Genomic DNA, 24,753 nt, shown 5'->3' with positions numbered 1-24,753 from the left:
GTGTAATCAGCAAGAGACCGTAAAATCCTAAGATATTTTACTTTTTTGCGGTCGCCAAATGACTCATCATTCTTTCTATGAAGGATCCATTCACTTTCATCCCGTCTTTGAAAACAATGAATTTTCCACCTGAGGTGAAAGTCAGCTCAGGGCTTGTACTGATTTGGAGATCAGCATAGGGCATCGGCCAGGCGTAAGACTCCAGCTTGAACCGAAAATGAATCAAAATGCCTTCCGGTCTGAGTTCGATATTGGCATGGGTGATGTAATGTCCGGCTTTCAGGTAATGGGTGTATTCTGGACTTACTTGAGAGATCCCCATTCGCCTGGAGCCTATTCCTCCCATCCTGAGTCTTTGCATCAGGGTATAGGGTTTGCCAACCAGCTGATTGATTTGCAGGATGGTTTCGCGCTTGTTATAAGTGGTCTCTAAAATCATGGATAATCCGAACTTTAATAAACCTCGGGCTCAGCCCTCACCACCCGCTGATAGCCCAAGTAGCCTCCGATGGCTGCCCCGGCAAGTCCGCAGAAATAGCCACCCATGAGGTTGTTGAAGATGGTCAGACCAATAAACGCGCCTACAAACTCAAATCCCAGCCAAAGGAGCACCATATTCACAATGAATGGGCTCGGCTTCAGTCTTTTCTCCACTGCGATGTTTCGAATGGTTTTCCCAATGGAAAACATGGCAATCAATTCCAGCATATTGAACTATTTTGGTACCGTAAATTAATGGTTCTTACGGGAAAGTGACGAAAGAAGTCGGTCATTGCAGCTGTGGATGCTGGCGATTGAGGGCTTTTTTAAACTGAGAAGGTGGAACCCCCACAAATTTCTTGAAAGCTGAGTTGAAAGTAGCTTTGTTATTGAACCCGGCCAGGTAGGCGATCTGAATAATTTTGTAGTGATGGGCCTCGTCCTGTAGCAGTCTCTTGGCCTCCTGCACGCGGTACCGATTCACAAAATCAGTAAAGTTGCAGCCTTCCAGCTCATTGACCACCTGTGAAATATGATTGGCCGAAATGGCGAGCTCATCTGCCATGTACTGAAGTTTGAGGTCATTGTTGAGATAACCTTTATCCTCTTCCATATAGCGTTTAACCTCAGCCAGGAACGCTTCTGCAGCACTTTGTGAAAGCCCTGAGCGATCATATTTCACCCCTGTATTCACATGAAAAACCTCTCTGCCCTGATATCCCTTGTATCCGATGGAATAAATAAATACTGCCGCCACCACGGAAATGAAATAGTCATATTCAATTTTCAAAAGACCCGTCCAGACAAGCACGTAGTAAAGCAAAAAACTGAAGGCATAGCCCATAAACAGTAACGACAGCACAATCCTCCAACGGCCGCTTGCAAGGGCGTTCACCCATGTCCACCGGAGTGCGACACCCGCATAAATAAGCAAATGGATGGTTTGCAAGACCGTAACTGAACGCACCAGAACCCTTCGAAGCTCAAGGGATTCAAATGGAAGCACCAAAAAATGAATCAGGTAAATCACAAAAGGCAAGAAATGCCAGACCCCCACCCGAAAAAGACGCTCATCGGACCGTACATATCCGTAGAAAAGAGGCCCGAGCAGAAAAGTCATGCCCTGAAGCACACCCAACCACCGTGGTGCCAGTCGAAAGTAGCCGGTCCAGTATAATACATAGTACAATAGCATCAGACTGAAAGCCAACACCACTGCACCCAGATATCCATTGGCCTGGTGGCGCTTGGTCCAGATCACTACCCCCAGGAAGATCCCCTGTGAGGCGGCAATCAGAAAAATGACTGTCCAGGTATTGAGTGACGGCTCCATGTTTTAATAAACAAGGAAGTAATCAAAAGCCCTCATTATTTTTTGGTGTTTACCGACTTTCATTGACACTTGACGGGAATGATAATAAATCCTATCTTCAGTATTTCGATCTAACCAAACCCAATTCTATGAAAACCAACACCGCTTCACTCCTGGTGCTCATGGCCGTGCTTTTCACAGCCTGTAGCCCCACCAAACAGGCCATGGAATGCCCTCAGTTTTACAAAAAGAAAGACAGAATCAAGAGTCAACACCTTACACTCAGGTCATTCAAGAAGACCAGTAAAGTGGCGAAAACACCTCAAAAGATTCAACCGAATCAGGAGCTCATCGATGCGCCAGGTAATCATTATCCCGAAACAGTATCGTTGTATGGACTCACTACGTCACCAGCTGACCTGATCACCTACCGATACAAGCCCTATGAGTACAAGCCTCATGAGGAGTCAAAAGAAGAGTCGGCCGAAACGACATTCATCGGAGATGATTTCCCACCTCAAAAAGTAATCTCAAAAGATGAGCTTCAATCCGTCAAAAAAGAGGTCAAAAGAGTCAAAGAGACCAAAGGTTCAAATCCCCACGGTATGGCCATTGCCTCCCTGGTTCTGGGCATTGTAAGTCTATTTGTGGCAGGTATTCCTCTGGGAATACTCGCTGTGATTTTTGGAAGTATATCCATGAGAAGACTGGAGAAAGGCAATGGAAGAGGGATGGCTGTTGCCGGATTGATCTTGGGTCTGGTGGGCATTCTGGGAGCGCTGATCATCCTTACCACCATGGTGTAGTGACAGCAAACAGACCATTTCCACCTCGAGTAAAAGGCGCCTTGAAGGCGCCATTTCTATTTTTTTAAAGAAAGAACATCCGTGGCTTTGGTAAACTCCTGTGCTTGTTGAAAGCATTTTGACCGGCACTGGGTCCAGTACCATAAGTACATCGTGGGGTAAAGGAGTAATCAAAAGCCCTCATTACTTTTTGGTGTTTACCGACTTTCATTGACACTTGACGGGAATGATAATAAATCCTATCTTCAGTATTTTGATCTAACCAAACCCAGCTCTATGAAAACCAACACCGCCTTACTCCTGGTGCTCATGGCCGTGCTTTTCACAGCCTGTGGCTCCACCAAACAGGCCATGGATTGCCCTCAGGTTTACAAAAAGAAAGACAGAATCAAGAGCCAACACCTTACACTCAGGTCATTCAAGAAGACCAGGAAAGTGGCGAAAGCACCTCAAAAGATTCAACCGAACCAGGAGCTCATCAATGCGCCAGATAATCATTATCCCGAAACAGTATCGTTGTATGGATTCACTACGTCACCAACTGACCTGATCACCTACCGATACAAGCCCTATGAGTATGAGGTTTTTGAGTTGGACAAAGAAGAGTCCGCCGAAAAGACATTAATCGGAGATGATTCTCCTCCTCAAAAAGTAACCTCAAAAGATGAGCTCAAATCCGCTAAAAAGGACATTAAGGAAGTCAAAAATATCACCAACTCTAATACCAAAGGCATGGCAAGGGCCTCCCTGATATTAGGTATCCTGAGTCTTTTCATAGCTGGAATACCACTGGGGACATTAGCAGCCATTTTTGGCAGTATTTCTATGAGTAAGCTTGAATATGGTAACGGCCGGGGCATGGCAATTGCCGGATTCATAATAGGCCTTGTTGGGATTTTTGGGGCTCTCTTTTTCCTCATCACTATGGGCTAACCATGTGCTTAAAGAAAGGGGTACTCAAAACGCCTTTTTTATTTCTTAAAAAAAGAATCTACAAACTCGACTTTATTGAACACCTGAAGGTCTTCGACCTTTTCACCTACGCCTATATACTTCACGGGTATTTTGAATTGGTCTGAGATACCAATGACCACACCTCCTTTGGCGGTGCCATCCAGCTTGGTAATGGCCAGGGCAGTAACATCCGTGGCTTTGGTAAACTCCTGGGCCTGTATGAAAGCATTTTGCCCGGTACTGCCGTCCAGTACCAGAAGTACATCGTGGGGTGCATCCGGAATAAATCGCTGGATCACTTTCTTAATCTTCGTGAGTTCACTCATCAGGTTCACCTTGGTATGCAACCTGCCGGCCGTATCTATGATCACCACATCCGCATTGTGATCCACTCCATACTTGGCGGCATCAAAAGCCACAGAAGCCGGATCAGTATTCATGCCCTTTGATATCACAGGAACACCAACACGCTCCCCCCACATGATGAGCTGATCCACGGCAGCAGCCCTGAAGGTATCGGCAGCTCCCAACACTACGTTTTTACCCAATCCCTTGAGCTGGGCAGCCAGCTTGCCTATGGTGGTCGTCTTGCCTACGCCATTGACACCCACCACCAGCAGCACGTACGGACCGTCCACTTTAGGTAATTCAAAACTATCCAGATCTTTGGTGTTGTTTTCAGAAAGCAGCCCCGCTATTTCCTCCCGCAGGATCTTGTTGAGCTCCGAAGCATTGAGGTATTTGTCCTTCGCTACACGAGCCTCTATTCTCTCAATGATCTTGATGGTGGTTTCTACCCCCACATCGGAGGTAATCAGAATTTCTTCTAGTTCATCCAGCACCTCTTCATCCACCGTGGATTTTCCTACCACCGCTTTGCCGAGCTTGCTGAAAAAGTTTTCTTTTGTCTTTTCGAGGCCCTTATCGAGCGATTCCTTTTTTTCCTTGGAGAAAAATCCTTTCAGACCCATAGAGCTATATTTGAGATGTATAAACGCAAAAAGTCCCTACTAAGAGGGACTTCTAATTAGAATATTTTTAAGAACTGATTAGTTTTTTCTAGCCAATACGTTCTTCACCTCTGCTTCAGGTACCATGTCTTCTTTGTAGACATAATTACCGCTTTCAGTTTTGATGGCTCTTATAACCTTAGCGAATTTTGCTCCGCCGGGTTGTTTCAGGGTTGCAACTACTTTCTTAGCCATGGTTATTTAATTTCTTTGTGTACAGTATATTTTCTCATGATAGGGTTGTACTTCTTAAGCTCTACGCGCTCAGGAGTGTTTTTCCTATTCTTGGTGGTGATATATCTCGAGGTACCTGGAAGCCCTGTAGTCTTGTGCTCGGTGCATTCCAGTATCACTTGTATTCTATTACCTTTCTTTGCCATTTTGTTGCCTGATTATTAAAAGGAGTGCAAATGTAGAAAAGAAAATCTAATTGGACAACTTATTCGTCCTCCAAAGAGGGTAAAATAAAATTATCCAATGGACTGCTCTCTTTCATCAGTGCCTCTATCTCTTCACTTTTTCGGGGTGCCAGATCCGACAGGAGCTCACAGCCCTCCTTGGTGATAAGAAAATCGTCTTCGATGCGAACCGGAATGCCCCACCACTTTTCATCACAAGGACTGCCCTCGGGGATGTAGATACCGGGCTCTATGGTGATGACCATATTCTCTTTCAGCTCAGCGTAATCCCCCTTATCGTGCACATCCAGCCCGATGTGGTGACAGCACCCATGTGGGTAATATCTGTTTCTTCCTGTCTCCGGATTGATCATGTCTTCCTCCTCAGTGCTGGCATATAAACCCAGCTCCACCAGGCCTTCATTCACTACTTTGGCGGTAGCGGCATATACTTCTTTGAAAGTAGCTCCGGGCTTGCATGCTGCCCGTCCAGCCTCCTGAGCTTCATACACGAGATCATAAATCAGTTTTTGCTCCTTGGTGAATTGGCCATTGACCGGGATGGTGCGGGTCACATCGGCCGTATAGCCATGGTACTCAGCACCCAGATCCATCAGGATGAGTTCGCCATCCTCGATCGCTGGTTTATAATTGTCGATGTAGTGCAGCACACAACCATTATGTCCAGCACCCACGATGCTGGGATAGCCTTCAAATTCAGCCTGATACTTTTTAAAAACAAACTCGTGCAATCCCTGAATCTCCTGCTCAGACATTCCTGGTTTCATAGCTTTCATCACCTCCCGCTGGCCCATGGTAGAGATGTCCACAGCCTTTCTGATCAGGCTTATCTCCTCTTTGGTTTTGATCCCTCTGAGGCTTTTCATCAACTCATCCAGCGACTTGGTATCCAGATTACTTGCCTTGGGTTCGGCATTAATGGCCATAGCATCCTCGCCATAATTGACTTTCTCCTTGAAGGCGGCAATCAGATCAAACAAATCCGCTTCCTCCTTGGTATCCCGCACATCTTCTTTGAAATCGTAAAATAGGACTTTGTCAAAAGTTGAAAAATCGATATTGAAATCCTCGAAATCCGGTCCTTCAAAGGCCAGTTCAAATTTCAATTTATCCACAGCACCTTCCTTGCCCAGCCTTGCACCATCATAGAGCTCCTTCAGGGCATCGTGCTTGCGCACAAAAATCAATTCATCAAAGGCATAGTCAGTCACTACCTGCTCATCCTTAAAGATCAAAAGAACCGCATGCGGCTCTCTATGCCCCGTCAGGTAATAAAAATTGGGATCCTGATGGTACATGTAATCCACGTCATTGGCCCTATTCCTCACAGGATTCGCAAAAAAAACAGCCACTGAGTTCTCGGGCATTTTTTCCCTTAGCAAATCTCTTCTTTCCTGATGAAAGTCCGTAGAAAGAAAATCATCCGGAAGTTGGGCTGCTTTCTGCCCAAATGAAAGGAAGGATATGCCGGCTAGCAACACGGCAGCTATGCTTTTAAGTACCATATTCATTCAAATTTCGTTTGCGGCAATTTATCCCGATCAGGTCAATAAACCTTTTGAAGTTATTTGAATGGTAACTTTTGTATACGGATAGACTATTTGGCCCCTGTGATGTAAACCGGATAGATATAATAATTGGGATCCACCTTCAACATAGCGGGGTCTTCCACCGCAATCTTTTCCTGATCCCTGAAGTTCCAGCGTGAGGTTGGAGTAATGGTAAATGACTCATCACCTACACTAATCCTCACCGGCATATCAAACCCTTCTATGCAGTTGGTCCAGCGATACAGGAGGTTTCCCTCATAGGTAAAATACTCCAGCACCGGCACTCTGGGATCGCGCAGGTACTGATTGAAAAAGCTGGTCAGGTCGAGTCCACTTTGCGCTGATATATAGTTTTCTACATCAGCGGTAGTCACTGTCTGATGATAAAATGTCTCATTCAACCCTCTGAGAATTTCTCTCCATTTTGTGTCATCGTTTACCCACTGACGGAGTGTATGCAGCACATTTGAACCTTTGTTATACAAATCCGCCCCACGACCATTCACACCGTATGGCCCGATCATCGGCTCCTCATTGCCAATGCCGTAACGCATGCCCCGAACATAAGCCGCCCCTGCTTCCTTGCCATAGTGGTAATCCACAAAAAGCCCTTCAGAGTAGGTCGTAAAACTCTCATGAATCCACATATCGGCCGCATCCTTGTAAGTAATGTTATTGGCGAACCACTCATGACCAGATTCGTGGATGATGATGTAGTCCCACTTCAGGCCCCAGCCGGTAAGGCTCAGGTCACGTCCGCGGTATCCCAGCTCATAGCCATTGCCATAGGTCACTGAGCTCTGATGCTCCATGCCCAGGTAAGGCACCTCCACGAGTTTATAACTGTCTTCATAGAATGGATAGGATCCAAACCAGTATTCCAGTGCCTCCATCGTGCGGCGGGCATCCTTGAAGTGCGTCTTTGCTTTTTCCAGGTTGTAGGAGAGCACATAATAGATCATGTCCAGCTTTCCTTTTTCCCCATCATACTTTTCCTCAAATCTCACATAGTCACCCACGTTCAGGTTTACACCATAGCTATTGATTGGATTGGTGACCTGCCAGGTGAATGTTCGGGTGCCTTTTCCTTTTTTCACCTTAATCAGCCGGCCATTTCCGACAGCAGTGAGGTCTTTGGGCACTGTAAAATTCATGGTGACACCATTGTCTGGCTCGTCAGCGGGGTGGTCCTTGCAAGGCCACCAGATACTGGCACCAATCCCCTGATTGGAAGTTGCAATAAAGGGTTTGCCACTTTCGTCTTTGTTCCATGTGAATCCTCCGTCCCATGGAGGTCTTCTGGCAACCACCGGGATACCAGCAAACCAGACAGTCAATTTCTGAATGCTGCCCACGGGCTGATCATCCACCAAGGTCACAAAATGCGCATCTCCCTCATGTCGTACTGTCAAGACCCGATCCCCCTGTTTCACTTCGGTGATCTCCATAGGGGCCTGCAGGTCTATTTGGAACTCCGTGGCTGCAGACACTACTTTGTAAGTAATGACATTGGATCCTGTGATGGATCGAGCGGCAGTATCAATGCTCACACTGAGGTTATAATGCTGCAAATCCCACCAGCCACGCTCCGGGGTAATGGAACCACGAAGGGTATCCTGGCGGGTGAAACTTTTCTGGGCAAAGCCCGCAGTGCTGAGGAATAAAACGAATAGTAGGGTGAAGAACTTGGATGGGTTCATAGTTGTATTATTTGAGGTGCTAAATTTATCAAAATCTTCCAAAGTACGGCCGCCGCAAATAAAGAAAGCCCAATCTCGCTCCGATGTGATCGGGACGTGACAGGGCTTTTATATTTTCAGACCTGAAAGGAAAATCCGGAGATTAAAGAGAAGTAGTCCCTTTAGCTCTGGCTTTTTTGATCTCAGCGTAAATTCCGTTTTTGTTGATCGTTCTCAACATAGAAGTAGCTACACTAATAGTGATCCACTTATCTTCCTCAGGAATATAGAATCTCTTTTTCTGAAGATTCGGATTGAATCTTCTTTTTACCTTATTGTTAGCATGAGAAACATTATTTCCCACTCTTGGTCTCTTTCCTGAAATTTCACAAACTTTTGACATGATTTACCGGCTTTTTGAAAACGGACTGCAAATATCGTAAGAAAGTTTAAATAAGCAAACCCGGCCTTCAATTTCTTTTATAGCCGTATGGGCAATGCCTACATCCACTTTTGCAGCAGTGACCTCTTTTCAGATGATACTTCTCAGTGAATACGATAAAACCTTCCTTCGTGAAGTAATAATCCTCTTCCGCTAATCCTTTGGGCTGCTTTCCCTGTGACATCTTCAGACTAAATAGTACTTTTGGAAACTTCTATTTGAAGCGTTTGTTTACATAGTTAATCCAAAAGCATATATGACAACATCAACTTCCAAAAAAAATAGCCAGGAGTACATAAACCTTGAAAATCAACATGGAGCACACAACTACCACCCCCTACCGGTTGTGCTCTCCAAAGGAGAGGGTGTGTACGTCTGGGACGTATCCGGCAAGCGATATTATGATTTTCTATCAGCCTACTCGGCCGTCAACCAGGGCCACTGCCACCCCAGAATAGTGGAAACCCTGAAGCAGCAGGCCGAAACGCTCACGCTCACCAGCAGGGCTTTTTATAATGATGTCCTGGGCCCATTTGAAAAATACATCACCGAGTACTTCGGCTTTGACAAAGTACTTCCCATGAACACCGGAGCAGAAGCCGTGGAAACAGCAATTAAAATCTGCAGAAAATGGGGCTATGAGAAAAAAGGAGTGGAAGAAAACAAAGGTCAGATTGTGGTCTTTGATCAAAACTTCCACGGTCGGACAACCACGATCATTTCATTCTCTTCGGATCCAGATGCCAAAAGGAATTTTGGCCCCTATACCCATGGATTTATCAAGGTCACCTACAATGACCTGGATGCACTGAGAGAAGTTTTCGAAGACAATAAAAACATTGTAGGGGTATTGGTGGAGCCTATTCAGGGTGAGGCCGGTGTGATGGTACCTGGTGACTCCTTTCTGGAGAATGTTGCCAAAATCTGCAAGGAACATAACGCGCTGTTCATGGCTGACGAGATCCAAACCGGCATAGGCAGAACCGGTAGCTTGCTGGCAGTCTGTGGCAACTGTACCTGCAGTGGTCATTGCGAACAGCAAAGTACTTACATCAAACCAGATCTGCTTATTCTCGGAAAGGCCCTCTCCGGCGGTGGATACCCGGTCTCCGCAGTACTGGCAGATAATCCAATCATGGAGGTAATCACTCCCGGCACGCACGGTTCCACTTTTGGTGGAAATCCTCTGGGTGCCAAAGTAGCCATGACCGCCCTGGAAGTGATAAGAGATGAGAAGCTCACCCAAAATGCAAGAAAACTGGGTAAGATCTTTAGAACACGCATGGAAAAGCTCATTGAAAAAACAGAGCTGATCTGCCTGGTGCGGGGCAAAGGCTTGCTAAATGCCATCGTCATCAATGATCATTCGGACAGCAGTACAGCCTGGGACATCTGCGTAGCTCTGAGTGAAAATGGCCTGCTGGCAAAACCCACACACGGCAACATCATTCGTTTTGCGCCCCCCTTGGTGATGGACGAGGAGCAGTTGCACGAGTGCTGTGACATCATCGAAAAAACCATCCTGAATTTCAAGCAAATGGCTTAGCCTTTGTAAAGCGAAAAGGACTCAAAAAGCGAATGACGAAAGTGATTCGCTTTTTTTATTACCCTTCATTGGGTTTCTGAAAGGTGGATGAATGTTTAAATTAGCTGAAATTGCCTTGCCAAATGAAAAAGCTAATCATCCTCCTGTGTGTGTTACTCATCGGGTGCGAGTTGTCAGACGACCCCATAGGTCCTATGCTCCCGGAATCCGCTTCTGCGCTCGCTTTTGTCGACTCCATCAACCAGCATTTTTACAAACTCCACAGCCAAAACTTTGAAAATGCCAAAGTACAAACCGAAAGGGCCATTGCGATAAGCCGGGCAAATGCCTGGCCCGACAAGGAGGCCCTGGCCTCGAAAAACTTAGGGGTCGTGCTCTACATGCAAGGCCAATATGAGCCTGCTCAAGTCGCTTTTCTTCGCTCCTATAATCTTTACGACTCGCTTTCGGACAAAAGCGGCCTGGCTCGTGTGTGTAATGAGATGGGTGCCTTTTATAGAAAACACGGGTATGAAGAGCAGGCCATGAACCTCTGGAATCAGGCCGAAGACCTGGCCAAAGAGGCAGACGACCTGGAAGCGCTCGGCACCACCTATGGCATGAAAGGCACCTTTTACTGGCTCAAAAAGCAGTATGATGTGTCGGATGCCTATTATTTTCAAACCTACAACATTCGGATGGAGCAGGGTGATAGTGTTGGGTTGGGCTATGTGCTTGTAGACCTGGCCGATATGGAACAGCGCAAAGGAAATCTGAAAGGAGCCCTCAGCTACATGGAGCAATCCAATCTGATAAGGAGACTCATCGGGGACGAGCAGGGCGTGACCGACAACCACAAAATGATCGGCGATCTCTATATGGATGTGGGGGACTATGCGACCGCCATCCCATTTTACCAGCAATGCGCAAAAGAAAGCCTGCAACTTGGCTACCCGGATTTGGCGCGCAAATCCTACGACTCGTTGGCCAGTGCTTATTCACTCATCGGAGATTACCAGCAGGCATTTGGCCACCATGTGCTGGCTGAAGACCTTGAAGACAGCCTCTTTAATCTGGAAAAATCCAAAATCATCGATGAGCTCCGAACCAAATACGAAACAGCACAAAAAGAAAAACAGCTGGCGCAGAAAGACCTGACCATTCAACGACGCAATCTCCTCACGGCAGGTCTTGGGGGAGGCCTTGTACTATTAATCATACTGGGTGCACAGTATATACAGCGCCAAAAACTGGTGCATCAAAACCAATTGACTTTAGAAAAAAGCAGATTCAAAGAAGCCCAAATCGAAGCGGCCATTTCTTCACAGGAAAAGGAACGCACCCGATTTGCGCAGGACCTGCACGATGGCTTTGGCCAGATGATTTCTATTCTCAATCTGAACCTGAAATCCCTGGAAAATGAAAAATATGATCGGCATGAAGTGTTTCAAGAATCTGCCAAAGTGCTCGAAGATATGTATCGGGAGCTCAAAGGCATTTGCTTTAATCTGATGCCCCAAACTTTGATCAAAAGTGGAATTATGGCAGCCGTCAGAGAGTTTGCCGCCAGGGTAAACACCACTGGCAAAATCTCCCTGGAGACCGACTTTTTTGGCCTGGAGAAACGACTCTCCGAAGTGCAGGAAATATCGCTTTACAGGATCACGCAGGAATGGGTCAACAACATCCTCAAATACAGTGATGCCGATCAGGTAAGCATTCAGATCACCACCGATCAGGAAGAAATCACCCTGATGATAGAAGACAATGGAAGTGGATTTGACGCTGAAGTGCTCCGATCAGGATCCGGCAATGGCTGGCGAAACATGACTTCCCGAGCCAACCTCATCAAAGGGGAGCTGGAGCTGGATACTACCCCGGGTCTCAGGGGCAATACACTCATTGTGAATGCGCCGGTGCACTTCCTTTCTCACCATCAAAATGAAGTATTGGTATAAAATATAGCATAGGAGTTTGCTAAATTAACGCCGATTGACTCCACCCATATTGAATTAACTAGATTATGAAATTTTCATTTTTCCTCCTTGCTGTGCTGATATTCACCGGCACCACACATTCTCAGCCACAGTTTGATCACCTGAATACTGACAGTTTGAAACTGATTCTCGCCAACGCGCCGGACGACACCAGCAAAGTCAATACGGCCCTGCTCCTACATGATAAGTACCGATTGTCCGATTTTCCTCAGGCAGCGAAATACGCTCAAACAGCCTATGAGCTCTCTAAAAAAATCAAGTGGGACAAGGGGATTGGCTTATCGGCCAATAACCACGCCATAGCGTTAAGCCTTACCGGCAAAGGTGATGAAGCCGTGCCGCTGTTGCATGAGTCAATCCGCCATGCAGGATTGGCCGGAGACACCTCCACAGTGGCCAATTGCTACATGACCCTCGGAAATATCGAGTATGACAAAACCAACTATAGCGAGGCATTACCCCTCTATTTCAATTGCTTTGAAACCTATCAGTCCATCGATAATTATGCCGGCATGTCAAGTGCGTTGATCTGGATTGGGATCATCTATCAGTATGCTCAGGAGGATTATACCCAGGCCATCAATACCTACAATGAAGCGATGATCTATGCAGATATGGGCAAAGCCAATCTAAATAAAGGTTACATCGCTTCAAACCTGGCCACCATCTATTACAATCAGGAACAGTACGACTCAGCCATCACCTATTACCAAAAAGGGCTTGAGATCAAAATGAAATACAATGATTCAAGGGGCATTGCCAACGGGTACAATAACATCGGAAACTGCTATTTTGATATGAAAAGATACCCCGAAGCCCTGGAGCTGTACAACCGCTCCCTTGAGATAAGAAAGGAGCTTTTTGATAGCACGGGGATCGCTACTTCATTTGTCAATATGGGCAAAACTTATGCCGAAATGGGCAACAACCAGCAAGCCATCGCCCTATTGGAACGTGGAAGAGAAATTGCTGAGCGGATTGAATACAAAGAAGCTGTGCAACAGGCCTTTCTGCGCATCAGTGAGTTAGAAGAATCCAACAAAAACTACCAGGCTGCACTGGATAACTATAAGCGATACAAGGAACTCTCTGATGTCATTTTCAATACCTCCAGAGAAGAAATCATATCCGACCTGAAGACCAAATACGAAACTGAAAAAAAGGAACAGCAAATTGTCCTTCAGGGAGCAGAAATAGCCGAACAAAAAGCAGAAAATCAGAGAAATCTGATCTTAATCATTGGGTTGGCAGTCATGATCACCCTGCTAATAATTGTTCTGATCCTCCTCAGAAGCAGAACCAGAAAAAAACATGATCTTTTGATCAAAGAAGGTCAAATCAAGCTTCGCGAAACACAAATAGAAGCAGCTATTTCTTCGCAGGAAAGTGAGCGCTCCCGCTTCGCCAAAGATTTACATGACGGCTTTGGTCAGATGATTTCCATCCTCAATCTCAATCTGAAGTCCCTGCAAAATGAAAATCGTGACCGTCATCAGGTGTTTGAAGAGTCTGCCAAAGTCCTCGAAGAAATGTACCAGGAGCTGAAAGGCATCTGTTTCAACCTGATGCCTCAAACCCTGATCAAAAGCGGAATCTCTGCTGCGATACAGGAGTTTGCCGCTCGTGTCAACACCACAGGAAAAGTTGCTCTGGAGACCGACTTCTTTGGGCTGGAAGACCGACTATCAGAAGTGCAGGAAATATCCCTCTATCGAATCACCCAGGAATGGGTCAATAACATCCTCAAGTACAGTGATGCCGACCGGGTGAGCATCCAGATCACCAAAGATCAGGAGGAAATCACGCTCATGATAGAGGACAATGGATCGGGATTTAATCCCGAAGCTTTGATCTCAGGCAAGGGCAATGGGTGGCGAAATATGAACTCCCGCGCCAACCTGATCAAAGGTGAGCTGGAGCTGGACACCACCCCGGGTATGAAAGGCAGTACCCTGATCGTGAATGCTCCGGTAGGGGCAGAAATCCCCGAGCCCGAGACTCCATTGGTGGCCTAAGCCGACCTGAGCAGCTGTTCCATAGGAAAAGAACGAAACATAGTTTTACGGTTTTGAGGTAGCAAGCGAATAAGAATACCCTCCCAACGGTATGTGATGACAGACGGGGTGCCGTTAATTTTAGCCCAAAATTATTCACCATCAATGAGGCGCTAAAACCACGGATACGCATGAATTTATTATCTTTCCTCAAAATCAAAACTGCCGCCTTGACCATGAGAATATTCTTGACCGATGATCATGCTGTGCTGATCGGGGGACTGATCAAAATCATTGAATCTGAACCCGACCTGGAAGTAGTAGGAAGCGCCGGAACCGTGTCTGACACCATGGATCAGCTCACTCAGAAAAAAGTGGATCTCCTCATTACCGACTATAATCTGCCGGATGAAGATGGACTTACCCTTGTCAGAAAAGTAAGACGAAAATACCCCGACATCAAAATCCTGGTGCTTAGCATGCACGACGAAGCCCACCTGGTCAAAGAGATACTTAAAGAGGGCATAGAGGGTTATCTCATCAAAAAAGACTCTCACAATGAACTGATCAATGCCATCTATACCATCAAATCCGGTAAGACCTATCTCAGTTCAGACGTCAGCAAAATACTGATCAAGGGACTCAATGGAGTAGAAGAACAACGGCTCCTTACCGAACGGGAGCGGGAGATCGTTAAACTGATTTCCAAAGAGTTTACTAACCGACAAATTGCCGAGGAGTTATTTATCTCTGAGCGCACCGTAGAAACCCACCGTAAAAATATTTTCAGAAAAACCGGAACCAATAACCTGGTAGGATTAATTAAGTTCGCCTACGCAAACAATCTGATTTGATCGAACTCTTTTCTTTCCAGTTTACCTATCTGGAATTCGGCTTTTTTCTGTGTGTCCCATTCCTTATTGGCATGGCCAAAACCGGCATTCATGGCGCAGGTATGGCTGCTGTGCCTTTGCTGGCGTTGGTCTTTGGCGGGCGTCTGTCCAGTGGCATTATGCTGCCCATTCTCTGTATTGCAGACATTTTTGCGGTCGCCTATTACAACAGGCACGCCAACTGGACGCATTTAGGCAAGCTGTTCCCTTGGGCCGCCGGTGGAGTGATTTTAGGCACCTACGTTGGAGGAAAAATTGACGATCAAGCCTTCCGGATGATCATGGCTGTGATCATCTTCGTCAGTTTGGCCATTATGGTCTGGAGGGAAAAATCCACCAACCAGCACATCCCTCAGGGCATCTGGTTCGCCGCACTGCTAGGAGTCCTGGGTGGGTTCACCACCATGGTGGGCAACCTGGCCGGCTCGGTGATGGCCCTGTATCTCCTGTCCATGCGTTTGCCCAAAAATGAATTCATCGGCACGGCCGCCTGGTTTTTCATGATTGTGAATCTTTTTAAGATTCCCTTTCATGTATTCGCCTGGGAGACGATCACCCTCGATAGTTTTTTACTGGACCTGACCTCCATTCCTGCGGTGGCGCTTGGCGCTTTCGTGGGGATCACCATTGTCAAAAAAATACCCGAGCAGTATTACCGGTGGTTCATCATTGCCACCACCGCTCTGGCTGCGCTCATGATGGTCTTGTAGCCACCACTCCTGATATCATCAAAAATACCCTGCTCAGGGTATGCATTTTACGTTCCCATACGGATGGATTCCTCCTGGCTTCATTCAGAGATTTGTATTAAAAAATCAATGAAAAATCCCATCCAACTTCTCTCTCTCTGTTTGCTAACGCTTGCGCTATTTTCCTGCTCAGAGGATCCTGATGATGTCAAAGTAGTAGATCAAAAAGGGATGCTTACGGTCGACATCTCAGGGACCAGCACCATGAACTTTGAGGACGACACCCTCACGGCTTATACTCATGCAGGGCTTTTTATTGTGAAGGCCTCTGATCTGGAGGAAAATAACATCTGGATCATGATGGACATGACCCAAATCGACAATATGATAGGGGAGCACACCGTGGCCAGGACAGGCGCCGAAGTGCAAATCAATTTCAACCTTGGTGATGGCTCAAACTACTACAGTGCCACTACTGGAGTGGTCACAGTAACCAAATATGACGAAACGTTCATCAAAGGTACTTTTTCATTCGACGCAATAGATGCCGGAGATGCCAGCGCCACCATTTCAGCTACGAATGGTCAGTTCGAGTCCACCATTTACTGATAGAAATACACTCATTCCCAATTCATTCAAACTATCACTTACATGATCATCCAAACAAAGAAAATACTCACAATGTTGATTCTGCTACTCACAGTAGCCACACTGAAAGCGCAGCAGGTCACCTACCAGGTGCTGGAAGACAATCCGGATAAAGTATACACCAAGTTTATTGCCCCTGAATTCGGCATGGAGTCCAACTCTACCAACCTTTCTTTTTTTGCCGGAGCCAATACCCGAATGGGGCTCACTGAAGCCATCACACTGGAAGGAATCGCCCGATTGGACCTCTATCAAATAAGTGGATCAGGCCCCTCCTTCCTGCTGGAGGCAGGCGGGTTTCTTCCACTTACCTCCAAGATAAAAAAGAAGGAGGTGCCGATAGTCCTGAGTTATAACCCCTATGCCGGTACAGTCTATAAGGATGGCCGATCCTACAATGTAGAGGAAACCAAGTCCATCAAAATACCAGAGGGCCAGTACCGAAACGAGCTGGGAGGACGCGGCGGACTGTATATGCGCAAAACCGGAGCTGAGAGCCTGGCAGGCAATGCTTCTTCATACATATTGCTCACGGGCGCCTACCTGGGCGGACAGTGGACCTCTCAGGCCTATGTGAAAACCAAGATCAACAATGATGTAGAGCGCATCGGCGCAGGGTTCACCAGGGTCTATGCAGACCTGCTCGTCCTGCCGGTCTCCACATTGGATAACCCTGCCGCCAACGAAGGGCTGAAGGCAGACGGTGCCATAGGCTGGCGATTGGGCTTTCAGTGGTATGTGAGCCCACACGATGGTGACTATAAATTTCTAAGTAATTCCGTTTTCACAGCAGAACTGGGCAAGCGCCCGCTCACCGGGTTTTTATTCAACATGTCCTGGGGTTTTGCTTTCATGAACAACCGATAAACTCTGAATCAACAATTCAATCATTCATATGCACTTTTCAAAAAAATTTATTGACATGAAAAAAATCATTCTAACTGTGGCCATTCTTGCTATGATCTGCGGATCAGCTCTGGCTCAATCGGTCACCGAAAAAGAGGTTAAAATCTCAGGATACGGTGAGAAAAAACTCAAGAAAGCTCCCAGAAAGGTCTACATCGCCAACTTCAGGGTCTACTTCCATGTGATCGCTTCAGCCACTGCCAAATCCACCGGTGGATCGACTATTGGTGGCGGCTCATACAAGGGCAGCACTTCCACTACCATGACCGTAGCGGTAGACGGGGTAGATGTGCCCGATTTCCAAAAAGTAACGGACGATACTTACAACCGTTTTGTCGCGGACCTGAAGTCCAAGGGGTTCGAAATCATCAGCACTGCTGAGGCGTCTAAAATAGAATTTTACGAAGACTGGGAAATAAAAGAGGGTGGTCAGGTGAACTACGCCAATGTGCCCGGATATGTATCGGTAACCCCCACAGGCACCCAGTATATGGTAAAAAAGGAAACGCGAAAAGGTCGGGAAAAATCCACCTTCATTGACCGCACCCCACGTATCTCCAAAGAGCTAGAGGATGCCATCGTGATTGAAGCGACGTTCGCTTTCCCATTCATAGAAATGAAAACCAATTCTTCCAATATGGTGGGCTTTTCCTCTGTCAAAGCAAAAACCAACTTTGAGCTGGGCAGTGCTGCTGGCTCTGACGGGCTCGCGAATTTATTTGAAAACTCTCAGGTGAAGTTCACCGCCGGGAGTGGTCCCGGAGCTGCGGCAGATGCCTACCTGGCGGCAGATCTTAAAAAACCCATAGCCCTTGAGGGGGTTTTCAAAGATGAAAAATTCAAAGAATTCTCTGCGGCCAAAAGCACCCCTGCCTATTATGGGATCGTATTTGTGACCAATACCAAAGATCAGGTCACCAACACCGCCGCCTGCGACCAGCAGAAGTATGTAGAGGCCACCACCAAAGCCATCAACGGATATATCGATCTGGCCCTGGAAGCCTTCTACGACAATGCCATCAAATAACTTTCCCAATTATCCACCTTTCAATGGTCAAGTGAAAGGTGCATAGTTTGCCCTGACGGTTTTCCGTCAGGGTTTTTTTATTTTGCACAAAATAACGACGATGTTTTTCTCCAGAAAACCCAAAGGCCCGACTAAAAAGTACATCGCTTACAAGTCTAAAATGGCCAAATACCGGAATGTAATGACGGCTTTCAAAAATCAAGGCGACAGAAGACTCGTGACTTACTTTTTTGAGCAAACGGGCAAAGAAGTTCGTCAGCTTTGTGAAGCCCTTGAACTAACGATATCCGAACCCGGAAGCTCTTCAGGAGCGGACATCACGCTGATCAACGCTTATGATCTGGGTAAGCATCCTTTGCTTGACTCCTCAGAGATTGTGTGCATAGAGGTGCATCCATTGTCCCGGGTCAACGCGCTGGTGGAGGAGGCATTTCAGCACAAAGCCGGTGGCCAAATCACCTACTACATTGGTATGGATGAGCCACTGTTTGAAGTCTTCGGAGCAGAGCGGATGCTCCGGCTCATGGAGCAAATGGGCATGGAAGAAAATGAGCCCATCACACATCCTATGATCAGCAAGAGCCTGGAGCGTGGAATGGAAAAACTTCAGAAAACACTCGCCAACCCCCAGGATATTCGTACTTCACCGGAGGAATGGAGGACTGCCAACATGCCCTCCTGATCCAGCCTTAACAAAACCTTATCCAACACAATTGAGTTTACTAGCCTCATGCAACGCCCATATTTTCGTCTGATTGCCGTTTTCGCACTAGCGGGTCTTCTGAGCTGCAGTGAACCCCAAATGGTCCTGGTGCTCTCTCCCACGCAAGTGACGGTACTGCATGCAGATGACATCCTGGTCATCGACGACACACTGGTGAGGCCGATGCTCTATCACAACCTACCTCATTTTGAAGAACTTCCGGTGGAAGAATCCAAGGCGAAATTTATAGGGGCGGTACTACCCGCCATCCTCATTGCCAAATTCAAAATTGACAGTGTGCGTACGGAGGTCATGGCCCTGACCCAGAAAAAGAAATGGACCCCGACAGACTCCGCTCTCTACCGCACACAGACCGAGCGCTTCAGAGCGAAAAACATCTCATCGCTTTTGGATAAGATGCAGACACACCCAAACAGCATCGTATTGGCGCAAGCCATAGTGGAAAGTGGCTGGGGATCATCCAGGTTTTTCCAGGAAGCCAATAACCTCTTTGGAATCTGGTCCTACAATACCTCAGAGCCGCGAATAGCAGCGGGAAAAAGCAGAAACGGGACCCGCATCTATTTGAGAAAGTATGACAATATTTCAGAATCCATTGTGGACTATTTTGAAACCGTGGCCAGGGCACGAGCCTACAGACACTTCCGGGAAGCCCGCAAAACCACCAGTGAAGTCGCCACACTGGTGCCCCATCTCCGATATTACTCCGAGCGACGCGATGAGTACGTGGAACAACTCCAGACCATCATCCGGCAAAATGACCTCACACAGTATGACAGGCACCAACTGGACCCGGCTTATTTTATCCCCAAAACGCTTCCCTGATGACAGCTCTCTCAGGACCTATAATGCTCATGCTAAGCTTATTATTTAGCAACCCAACCAGCTCAGTGGCCACAAACCATAAAGAGGTGGTTTGTTTCGTCTATCACCGCTTTGGTGATAATAGATACCCTTCCACCAATATATCGCTGGCAGATTTTGAAGCCCACCTCCAATACCTCAGGGATCATGGTTATCAGGTCTTGACCTTTGCAGATGCCATTGATTACCTACAATCCAATCAGGAAAATCGCAAAACGGCTGTGATCACCATCGACGATGGTTATAAGAGTTTTTACGCCAATGGTCTTCCCCTGCTGGAAAAATACGGATACCCTGCCACGGTCTTTATCAATACCGAAACGGTAGGTGGTGGGGACTACATGAGCTGGTTCGAACTCAAAGATGCCGGCAATCGAAAAATCGAGATTGGCAATCACACCCACAGCCATGCTTACTTTCTCAATCTGCCCGAAAACAGCCGCTACAAAACCTTCGATGACGAAATCCGGCAGAGTCAAAAGATCATCAAAGAGCAGCTGGGCCTCACACCCACCACATTCGCCTACCCGTATGGAGAGCTGGATCCTAAAATGGAAGCGATCATTCGCAATGAGGGATTTAAGGCGGCAGCGGCACAAAATTCCGGGGTGATTTCCGCTCAGAGCAACTTGATGCGGTGTCCCCGATTCCCTATGTCTGAATCTTATGCCGCGCTGGACAAGTTTTCCTCAAAGGCCCGCATGCATGCCCTTGTCACGAAAGAAGAAGCTCCGACCTCCTTCATGATGCCGGAGCATCGCCGCCCGGAACTGACCCTTCGGTTTGTTACGGGTGCATTACAAATCAAACAGCTCCAGTGCTTCATTCAGGGAGGTGAGTGCCAGATGACTATAACTGAGAAAGAAGGCGAAACCAGCCTAAAATTAACATCAGCAGGAAAACTCACCCGGCGCAGGACACTCTACACGGTCACCGTACCGGATAAAAATGGCCAATGGTATTGGTACAGTCACTTGTGGATAGACCCAAGTGTGAAATAATCTATCTTCCCAAAATCAGAAGTAACAGACCCAGCAGTATCCCAGCAAGATAGATTCCCTTCTTCCTGATGTTTTTCTCCTGATAGAAAATGGCCCCAAAGAGGAAAACGATGAGCACATTCGAGCGGCGCACCAGACTGATGACCGAGATGAGTGAATCGGGTAGTGATATGCTATAAAAATAAAGGTAGTCACCGATCAACAGAAAAATACCAATAAAGGGAATACTCCATCGCCATTGAAAAGTAGTGGTTTTGGCACGTCCCGGATACCAGAGCAAGAGAAGTACAGGCACCAATAACAATGTCTGGTAAAAGGTAAAGTAGGCCTGGACAGCCATCACATCTGTCTGACGGAGCAGGTACCGATCGTACAAGGCACTGCAAGTGCCCAAAAGTGTACCCGCGATCAGAAACCAAATGAATTTATTGCTTCGGAAAGAAATACCCTCGAGTTTTCCGGCGGTGGAAAAGAGATAGAAAAAGACAAAAATTACCAGCACCCCGGCGAGCTGAAAGAAATTGAGCCTTTCGGAGAAAATCACAAAAGCTCCAAGCATAGTCCAAAGGGGCCCCGTGGAACGAATGGGAGCAAGAATGGTTAGCGGCAGGTTTTTCATGGCAAAAAAAGTAAAAATCCAGCTGCTTAGTACTATCACCGTCTTCAGGATAATCCTCAAATGATCACCTCCACTCACTGGCGGTACATACATTAGCTGATCAGGCGTGAGATATCCCATGTCTGACACCACTACCAATACCAGCATGATCACTGAAGCCATCACTGTAGAAAAGAAAAGCGTCGGGATCACAGCATTCTCATTGAGCGAAATCTTTTTGAAAATGTCATAAAAACCAAGAAAAAATGCTGAGGCAAAAGCCAGGATGAGCCACATGGTGTAATGGTAATTTGGTGGCGACAAAGTTAGAGAAAGACAACTCCACACGCGTGCTTATTCAGTCATCCTCAAAACAGTTCTTTTCAATATTTATCAGGAATCTATAACTTTAATAACTACAACCACCTGCACCATGAGATCTAAAAGGTACCTGACCGCTGTTCTCTTCGCGCTGACCCTCTGTTCGTCAGGATTACTCATCAACTGCGCCTCCTATTCGAGTTTCCAAACCGCCAGAACATTACCTCAAGGCAAGGTGTCAGGTACGGCAGGCCTTGGGTATAATTACCTGGGAGAAGAGAGTTTCGTCGACCTGGCATTGCGGGTAGGGCTGGAAGACAGTGTGGACATCGGTCTGAAAGCCAACTTTACCAATTGGGGTAGCACCCTGATCATGGGCGATATCAAAAAACAGTTGGCCACCCAGTCACCCAATTTCAACAGTGCCCTGGGCATCGGACTCTCAGCCGTCACCGCAGATGACGAAGGAGTGGCCCTTCATTTCCCGGCCTATTTTAGCTTTCACTCCAGCAATCAAAAACTGGCGCTTTATCTCAACCCCAGGGTTTTCTACTACCTCGACCTAAGGAATAGCCAGGAAAGATCACACAACAACTCCGGACTGGGAGCAGGCAACTCCGTGGGGTTAAAGCTTGGCAACCGGTTCGCTATTATGCCAGAGTATTCCTTTTTTGTCGGCCAATACAACGATGAACTCAAAGTCAATAACCTGTTCAGTGTTGGCCTGGGTTTTCGGGTACCATAAACTTCGACCGGACACCGCAAATATTTATCTTCGCTACCAACCAATCGATCAAAACAGATGCAGGTAGTTGTTGCTTCTAAAAACCCAGTAAAAATCAATGCTACGCAGGAGGGATTCCGGAAAATATTCCCGAAAGGTGAACTCTCCGTTACCGGACTCAGTGTGCCTTCGGGTGTGTCAGACCAGCCCATGACTGATGAAGAAACACTGCAAGGGGCTGCCAACCGGGCCCAAAATGCCCGACACGAACAACCTGATGCCGACTACTGGGTGGGCATAGAAGGCGGCCTTGATGAAACTCCACAGGGGCTCATCGCCTTTGCCTGGGTGGTCATTCTCTCCCAAAACCAAATGGGACAGTCGCGTACCAGCACTTTCCACCTACCCCCAAAAGTCACGGAGCTGATCCACCAGGGCATTGAACTGGGGCATGCCAACGATCAGGTATTTGGCGAAAAAAACTCTAAGCAAAAAGGGGGTGCAGTAGGGTCACTCACCGGCGGCGTACTTGGGCGCACGGAATACTATGTGCAGGCCGTGATGCTGGCACTGGTCCCCTTCAAAAACCCAGAGATCTACCCCATTCTTTAACAGAATGGCCGGACACAATACATGAAAGCTTAAAAAAATTAGCTGAGAATAAGTATCTTAGAGAAACCGGTTGTTTCTATTGAACACATGAAGATTCTATACACCTGCCTATTGCTCTCTTCCCTCTTGCTTACTTCCTGCTTTGAGTATGAGGAAGAACTCTCCCTGGTACAATATGGCAGCAGGGATTATGCCCTGTCCGGGGTACTTCAGGAGGACTGGGGTGCTCACTCAGGCGACCATTACAACATGGATTTTACCATCATTGGAGAAACATCCGTTTTCGAAGAAAACCAGAATGCATTGGGTGAGACCTATTTTACCCTTAGCGAGGATTTTGACTGCTATCTTTTCACGGAATTTTTCTCTCCGGGCAAAGAGGGGTTTCAGGAAGGCACTTTCACAGCTTTGGGCAATCGTAAACTCTCAGAAGCCGAAGGAGAATTTGTATACCGACGCGTACAGTTTGGCAGGTCATTGGAAGAAGCCATCTTCGGTGAAAACGGCACCATCACCATAGTGATCACCAGCAAAGGGGTGTACCGCATGAAATATGACATCCTGATGGAAAACGGTCGCAAGCTGGAGGGTACTTTCATAGGAACTCCCCAATACCTGGATCGAAAATAAACTTCTCTTCTTTCACTTCTTGTAAACTATTTGTAGGTTCTCCACTGTTTCATCTCTATTACCGATGAATAGGAAAGAGTTTATTTACCGATCGTTAAGCAGTCTATTTGCCATGTCATCACTCAAGTCTTTTGCCAAAATGACGAATGACCTGCCCGTGCAGGATAAAAAAATGCCAGTACTCTTCATGGGCCATGGGTCTCCGATGAATGGCATTGAAGACAATGAATTCACCAGAAAGTGGGAAAGCATTGCCAAAGAGATCACCCAGCCTGCAGCTGTGCTTTGTATCTCCGCACACTGGCTTACGCGGGGTACACATGTCACTGCCATGAACCACCCTAAAACCATTCACGATTTCGGAGGGTTTCCACAGGAGCTTTTTCAGGTACAGTATCCAGCGCCTGGTGATCCCGCTTTGGCTGCAGAAACCAGCAAACTCATTCAATCTACCAACGTGGGACTGGATCATGATTGGGGACTGGACCATGGCTGCTGGTCGGTGGTGAAGCGCATGTATCCGGAAGCCAACATCCCGGTACTGCAGCTCAGCATTGACTACCATCAGCCACCAGGCTATCATTATCAACTGGCGCAAGAGCTCTCTGCTCTCCGCAAAAAGGGGGTTCTTATTTTGGGCAGTGGCAACATGGTGCATAACCTCCGCATGGTAGACTGGCAGCATTTCGAGGTGCCCAATTATGGATTCGATTGGGCGCAGGAAATGAATGAAAAATTCAAAACCTATATCTACTCAAAGGAGCATTCCAGGCTGATCAATTATACGGAACTGGGGCCAGCTGCCAAGCTGGCCATCCCTACTCCGGATCATTACTATCCCCTTCTTTATGCCCTGGCCCTACAGGATCAGAAGGAGGAGGTGGAAATCTTCAATGATCAGTACGTGGCTGGATCACTCACCATGACTTCCGTGAAAATTGGGTAGCC

28 protein-coding genes are annotated in these 24,753 nt (G+C 47.0%); 17 read left to right on the top strand and 11 right to left on the bottom strand.

Translation table 11 applies throughout. The features are described 5' to 3' along the window. Window positions 1–37 precede the first annotated feature (37 nt). The 3 genes from GV030_RS12620 to GV030_RS12610 all read right to left on the bottom strand — a co-directional run bounded on the left by GV030_RS12620 (window position 38) and on the right by GV030_RS12610 (window position 1,813). Entirely contained in the window at window positions 38–439 is a 402-nt protein-coding gene (locus GV030_RS12620; protein ID WP_159582670.1) for a hypothetical protein, read from the bottom strand. Between the two features lie 14 nt (window positions 440–453). Continuing rightward, the gene (locus GV030_RS12615) at window positions 454–708 is read right to left on the bottom strand and encodes a hypothetical protein (protein WP_159582669.1); all 255 of its coding nucleotides are present in this window, start codon (window positions 706–708) and stop codon (window positions 454–456) included. A gap of 61 nt (window positions 709–769) precedes the next feature. Beyond that, window positions 770–1,813 carry an AraC family transcriptional regulator gene (locus tag GV030_RS12610; RefSeq protein WP_159582668.1) on the bottom strand — a complete coding sequence of 348 codons (1,044 nt, stop codon included), beginning with the start codon at window positions 1,811–1,813 and terminating at the stop codon, window positions 770–772. Window positions 1,814–1,941: 128 nt separating this feature from the next. Here GV030_RS12610 and GV030_RS21545 point away from each other — a divergent pair, with 128 nt between their 5' ends. Next, window positions 1,942–2,598, top strand: a complete 657-nt coding sequence (locus GV030_RS21545) for a DUF4190 domain-containing protein (protein ID WP_221413336.1) — start codon at window positions 1,942–1,944, stop codon at window positions 2,596–2,598. Window positions 2,599–2,874: 276 nt separating this feature from the next. Further along, window positions 2,875–3,531, top strand: a complete 657-nt coding sequence (locus tag GV030_RS21540; RefSeq protein WP_221413335.1) for a DUF4190 domain-containing protein — start codon at window positions 2,875–2,877, stop codon at window positions 3,529–3,531. 38 nt (window positions 3,532–3,569) lie between these two features. On the opposite strand, the gene ftsY is transcribed toward GV030_RS21540, so the two are convergent. From ftsY to GV030_RS12565, 7 genes are all read right to left on the bottom strand, one after another. Then, window positions 3,570–4,523 (bottom strand): signal recognition particle-docking protein FtsY, encoded by a 954-nt coding sequence (gene ftsY, locus GV030_RS12595; protein WP_159582667.1) that lies wholly within the window; start codon window positions 4,521–4,523, stop codon window positions 3,570–3,572. A gap of 78 nt (window positions 4,524–4,601) precedes the next feature. Beyond that, window positions 4,602–4,757: a DUF4295 family protein gene (locus GV030_RS12590; protein ID WP_159582666.1), complete on the bottom strand. Its 156-nt coding sequence runs from the start codon at window positions 4,755–4,757 to the stop codon at window positions 4,602–4,604. A gap of 2 nt (window positions 4,758–4,759) precedes the next feature. Then, window positions 4,760–4,942, bottom strand: coding sequence for a 50S ribosomal protein L33 (gene rpmG, locus GV030_RS12585; RefSeq protein ID WP_159582665.1), 183 nt, complete (start codon window positions 4,940–4,942; stop codon window positions 4,760–4,762). Between the two features lie 59 nt (window positions 4,943–5,001). Then, window positions 5,002–6,492, bottom strand: coding sequence for an aminopeptidase P family protein (locus GV030_RS12580; protein ID WP_159582664.1), 1,491 nt, complete (start codon window positions 6,490–6,492; stop codon window positions 5,002–5,004). Between the two features lie 86 nt (window positions 6,493–6,578). Further along, window positions 6,579–8,231 carry a M1 family metallopeptidase gene (locus GV030_RS12575; RefSeq protein WP_159582663.1) on the bottom strand — a complete coding sequence of 551 codons (1,653 nt, stop codon included), beginning with the start codon at window positions 8,229–8,231 and terminating at the stop codon, window positions 6,579–6,581. 142 nt (window positions 8,232–8,373) lie between these two features. Next, window positions 8,374–8,613 carry a 50S ribosomal protein L28 gene (gene rpmB / locus GV030_RS12570; RefSeq protein WP_159582662.1) on the bottom strand — a complete coding sequence of 80 codons (240 nt, stop codon included), beginning with the start codon at window positions 8,611–8,613 and terminating at the stop codon, window positions 8,374–8,376. A 67-nt stretch (window positions 8,614–8,680) separates the two neighbouring features. After that, a complete protein-coding gene (locus GV030_RS12565) occupies window positions 8,681–8,836 on the bottom strand; it encodes a DUF5522 domain-containing protein (RefSeq protein ID WP_159582661.1) in 156 nt (51 codons plus the stop codon). A gap of 72 nt (window positions 8,837–8,908) precedes the next feature. Between GV030_RS12565 and rocD the strand changes: the two genes are divergently transcribed. From rocD to GV030_RS12510, 11 genes are all read left to right on the top strand, one after another. Then, window positions 8,909–10,198, top strand: coding sequence for an ornithine--oxo-acid transaminase (rocD, locus tag GV030_RS12560; RefSeq protein ID WP_159582660.1), 1,290 nt, complete (start codon window positions 8,909–8,911; stop codon window positions 10,196–10,198). A gap of 122 nt (window positions 10,199–10,320) precedes the next feature. Then, window positions 10,321–12,135, top strand: coding sequence for a tetratricopeptide repeat-containing sensor histidine kinase (locus GV030_RS12555; RefSeq protein WP_159582659.1), 1,815 nt, complete (start codon window positions 10,321–10,323; stop codon window positions 12,133–12,135). Between the two features lie 65 nt (window positions 12,136–12,200). Beyond that, a complete protein-coding gene (locus GV030_RS12550) occupies window positions 12,201–14,189 on the top strand; it encodes a tetratricopeptide repeat protein (protein ID WP_159582658.1) in 1,989 nt (662 codons plus the stop codon). Window positions 14,190–14,404: 215 nt separating this feature from the next. Next, window positions 14,405–15,022: a response regulator transcription factor gene (locus tag GV030_RS12545; RefSeq protein ID WP_255465372.1), complete on the top strand. Its 618-nt coding sequence runs from the start codon at window positions 14,405–14,407 to the stop codon at window positions 15,020–15,022. Next, window positions 15,019–15,771 (top strand): sulfite exporter TauE/SafE family protein, encoded by a 753-nt coding sequence (locus GV030_RS12540; RefSeq protein WP_255465371.1) that lies wholly within the window; start codon window positions 15,019–15,021, stop codon window positions 15,769–15,771. The genes GV030_RS12545 and GV030_RS12540 overlap by 4 nt, the downstream gene beginning before the upstream one ends. 108 nt (window positions 15,772–15,879) lie before the next feature. Further along, entirely contained in the window at window positions 15,880–16,359 is a 480-nt protein-coding gene (locus tag GV030_RS12535) for a hypothetical protein (protein ID WP_159582656.1), read from the top strand. A 42-nt stretch (window positions 16,360–16,401) separates the two neighbouring features. Beyond that, window positions 16,402–17,265, top strand: coding sequence for a hypothetical protein (locus GV030_RS12530; protein ID WP_159582655.1), 864 nt, complete (start codon window positions 16,402–16,404; stop codon window positions 17,263–17,265). Between the two features lie 55 nt (window positions 17,266–17,320). Further along, window positions 17,321–18,331 carry a hypothetical protein gene (locus GV030_RS12525; protein WP_159582654.1) on the top strand — a complete coding sequence of 337 codons (1,011 nt, stop codon included), beginning with the start codon at window positions 17,321–17,323 and terminating at the stop codon, window positions 18,329–18,331. Window positions 18,332–18,431: 100 nt separating this feature from the next. Next, window positions 18,432–19,013: a hypothetical protein gene (locus tag GV030_RS12520; protein WP_159582653.1), complete on the top strand. Its 582-nt coding sequence runs from the start codon at window positions 18,432–18,434 to the stop codon at window positions 19,011–19,013. A 48-nt stretch (window positions 19,014–19,061) separates the two neighbouring features. Then, window positions 19,062–19,880: a glucosaminidase domain-containing protein gene (locus GV030_RS12515; protein WP_159582652.1), complete on the top strand. Its 819-nt coding sequence runs from the start codon at window positions 19,062–19,064 to the stop codon at window positions 19,878–19,880. After that, the gene (locus GV030_RS12510; RefSeq protein ID WP_159582651.1) at window positions 19,880–20,920 is read left to right on the top strand and encodes a polysaccharide deacetylase family protein; all 1,041 of its coding nucleotides are present in this window, start codon (window positions 19,880–19,882) and stop codon (window positions 20,918–20,920) included. Before GV030_RS12515 ends, GV030_RS12510 begins: the two co-directional genes overlap by 1 nt. 1 nt (window position 20,921) lies before the next feature. Here GV030_RS12510 and GV030_RS12505 read toward each other — a convergent pair whose 3' ends face one another. Further along, complete coding sequence (locus GV030_RS12505) at window positions 20,922–21,815, bottom strand: EamA family transporter (protein ID WP_159582650.1); 894 nt, start codon at window positions 21,813–21,815, stop codon at window positions 20,922–20,924. Window positions 21,816–21,951: 136 nt separating this feature from the next. On the opposite strand from GV030_RS12505, the gene GV030_RS12500 reads away from it, so the two are divergent. The 4 genes from GV030_RS12500 to ygiD all read left to right on the top strand — a co-directional run bounded on the left by GV030_RS12500 (window position 21,952) and on the right by ygiD (window position 24,751). Next, window positions 21,952–22,584: a hypothetical protein gene (locus tag GV030_RS12500; protein WP_159582649.1), complete on the top strand. Its 633-nt coding sequence runs from the start codon at window positions 21,952–21,954 to the stop codon at window positions 22,582–22,584. Window positions 22,585–22,641: 57 nt separating this feature from the next. Continuing rightward, the gene (gene yjjX / locus GV030_RS12495; protein WP_159582648.1) at window positions 22,642–23,175 is read left to right on the top strand and encodes an inosine/xanthosine triphosphatase; all 534 of its coding nucleotides are present in this window, start codon (window positions 22,642–22,644) and stop codon (window positions 23,173–23,175) included. Window positions 23,176–23,262: 87 nt separating this feature from the next. Continuing rightward, window positions 23,263–23,805, top strand: a complete 543-nt coding sequence (locus GV030_RS12490; RefSeq protein ID WP_159582647.1) for a hypothetical protein — start codon at window positions 23,263–23,265, stop codon at window positions 23,803–23,805. Window positions 23,806–23,917: 112 nt separating this feature from the next. Next, window positions 23,918–24,751 carry a 4,5-DOPA dioxygenase extradiol gene (ygiD, locus tag GV030_RS12485; protein ID WP_159582646.1) on the top strand — a complete coding sequence of 278 codons (834 nt, stop codon included), beginning with the start codon at window positions 23,918–23,920 and terminating at the stop codon, window positions 24,749–24,751. Window positions 24,752–24,753: the final 2 nt, after the last annotated feature.

Source organism: Marinoscillum sp. 108, from assembly GCF_902506655.1.
GTDB lineage: Bacteria > Bacteroidota > Bacteroidia > Cytophagales > Cyclobacteriaceae > Marinoscillum > Marinoscillum luteum.
This window is presented reverse-complemented; position numbering and strand designations above follow the sequence as displayed.

Coding starts and splice junctions, on each gene's coding strand:
- GV030_RS12620 (WP_159582670.1), bottom strand. CDS start 439: ATGATTTTAGAGACCACTTATAACAAGCGCGAAACCATCCTGCAAATC.
- GV030_RS12615 (WP_159582669.1), bottom strand. CDS start 708: ATGCTGGAATTGATTGCCATGTTTTCCATTGGGAAAACCATTCGAAAC.
- GV030_RS12610 (WP_159582668.1), bottom strand. CDS start 1,813: ATGGAGCCGTCACTCAATACCTGGACAGTCATTTTTCTGATTGCCGCC.
- GV030_RS21545 (WP_221413336.1), top strand. CDS start 1,942: ATGAAAACCAACACCGCTTCACTCCTGGTGCTCATGGCCGTGCTTTTC.
- GV030_RS21540 (WP_221413335.1), top strand. CDS start 2,875: ATGAAAACCAACACCGCCTTACTCCTGGTGCTCATGGCCGTGCTTTTC.
- ftsY (WP_159582667.1), bottom strand. CDS start 4,523: ATGGGTCTGAAAGGATTTTTCTCCAAGGAAAAAAAGGAATCGCTCGAT.
- GV030_RS12590 (WP_159582666.1), bottom strand. CDS start 4,757: ATGGCTAAGAAAGTAGTTGCAACCCTGAAACAACCCGGCGGAGCAAAA.
- rpmG (WP_159582665.1), bottom strand. CDS start 4,942: ATGGCAAAGAAAGGTAATAGAATACAAGTGATACTGGAATGCACCGAG.
- GV030_RS12580 (WP_159582664.1), bottom strand. CDS start 6,492: ATGAATATGGTACTTAAAAGCATAGCTGCCGTGTTGCTAGCCGGCATA.
- GV030_RS12575 (WP_159582663.1), bottom strand. CDS start 8,231: ATGAACCCATCCAAGTTCTTCACCCTACTATTCGTTTTATTCCTCAGC.
- rpmB (WP_159582662.1), bottom strand. CDS start 8,613: ATGTCAAAAGTTTGTGAAATTTCAGGAAAGAGACCAAGAGTGGGAAAT.
- GV030_RS12565 (WP_159582661.1), bottom strand. CDS start 8,836: ATGTCACAGGGAAAGCAGCCCAAAGGATTAGCGGAAGAGGATTATTAC.
- rocD (WP_159582660.1), top strand. CDS start 8,909: ATGACAACATCAACTTCCAAAAAAAATAGCCAGGAGTACATAAACCTT.
- GV030_RS12555 (WP_159582659.1), top strand. CDS start 10,321: ATGAAAAAGCTAATCATCCTCCTGTGTGTGTTACTCATCGGGTGCGAG.
- GV030_RS12550 (WP_159582658.1), top strand. CDS start 12,201: ATGAAATTTTCATTTTTCCTCCTTGCTGTGCTGATATTCACCGGCACC.
- GV030_RS12545 (WP_255465372.1), top strand. CDS start 14,405: ATGAGAATATTCTTGACCGATGATCATGCTGTGCTGATCGGGGGACTG.
- GV030_RS12535 (WP_159582656.1), top strand. CDS start 15,880: ATGAAAAATCCCATCCAACTTCTCTCTCTCTGTTTGCTAACGCTTGCG.
- GV030_RS12530 (WP_159582655.1), top strand. CDS start 16,402: ATGATCATCCAAACAAAGAAAATACTCACAATGTTGATTCTGCTACTC.
- GV030_RS12525 (WP_159582654.1), top strand. CDS start 17,321: ATGAAAAAAATCATTCTAACTGTGGCCATTCTTGCTATGATCTGCGGA.
- GV030_RS12520 (WP_159582653.1), top strand. CDS start 18,432: ATGTTTTTCTCCAGAAAACCCAAAGGCCCGACTAAAAAGTACATCGCT.
- GV030_RS12515 (WP_159582652.1), top strand. CDS start 19,062: ATGCAACGCCCATATTTTCGTCTGATTGCCGTTTTCGCACTAGCGGGT.
- GV030_RS12510 (WP_159582651.1), top strand. CDS start 19,880: ATGACAGCTCTCTCAGGACCTATAATGCTCATGCTAAGCTTATTATTT.
- GV030_RS12505 (WP_159582650.1), bottom strand. CDS start 21,815: ATGTGGCTCATCCTGGCTTTTGCCTCAGCATTTTTTCTTGGTTTTTAT.
- GV030_RS12500 (WP_159582649.1), top strand. CDS start 21,952: ATGAGATCTAAAAGGTACCTGACCGCTGTTCTCTTCGCGCTGACCCTC.
- yjjX (WP_159582648.1), top strand. CDS start 22,642: ATGCAGGTAGTTGTTGCTTCTAAAAACCCAGTAAAAATCAATGCTACG.
- GV030_RS12490 (WP_159582647.1), top strand. CDS start 23,263: ATGAAGATTCTATACACCTGCCTATTGCTCTCTTCCCTCTTGCTTACT.
- ygiD (WP_159582646.1), top strand. CDS start 23,918: ATGTCATCACTCAAGTCTTTTGCCAAAATGACGAATGACCTGCCCGTG.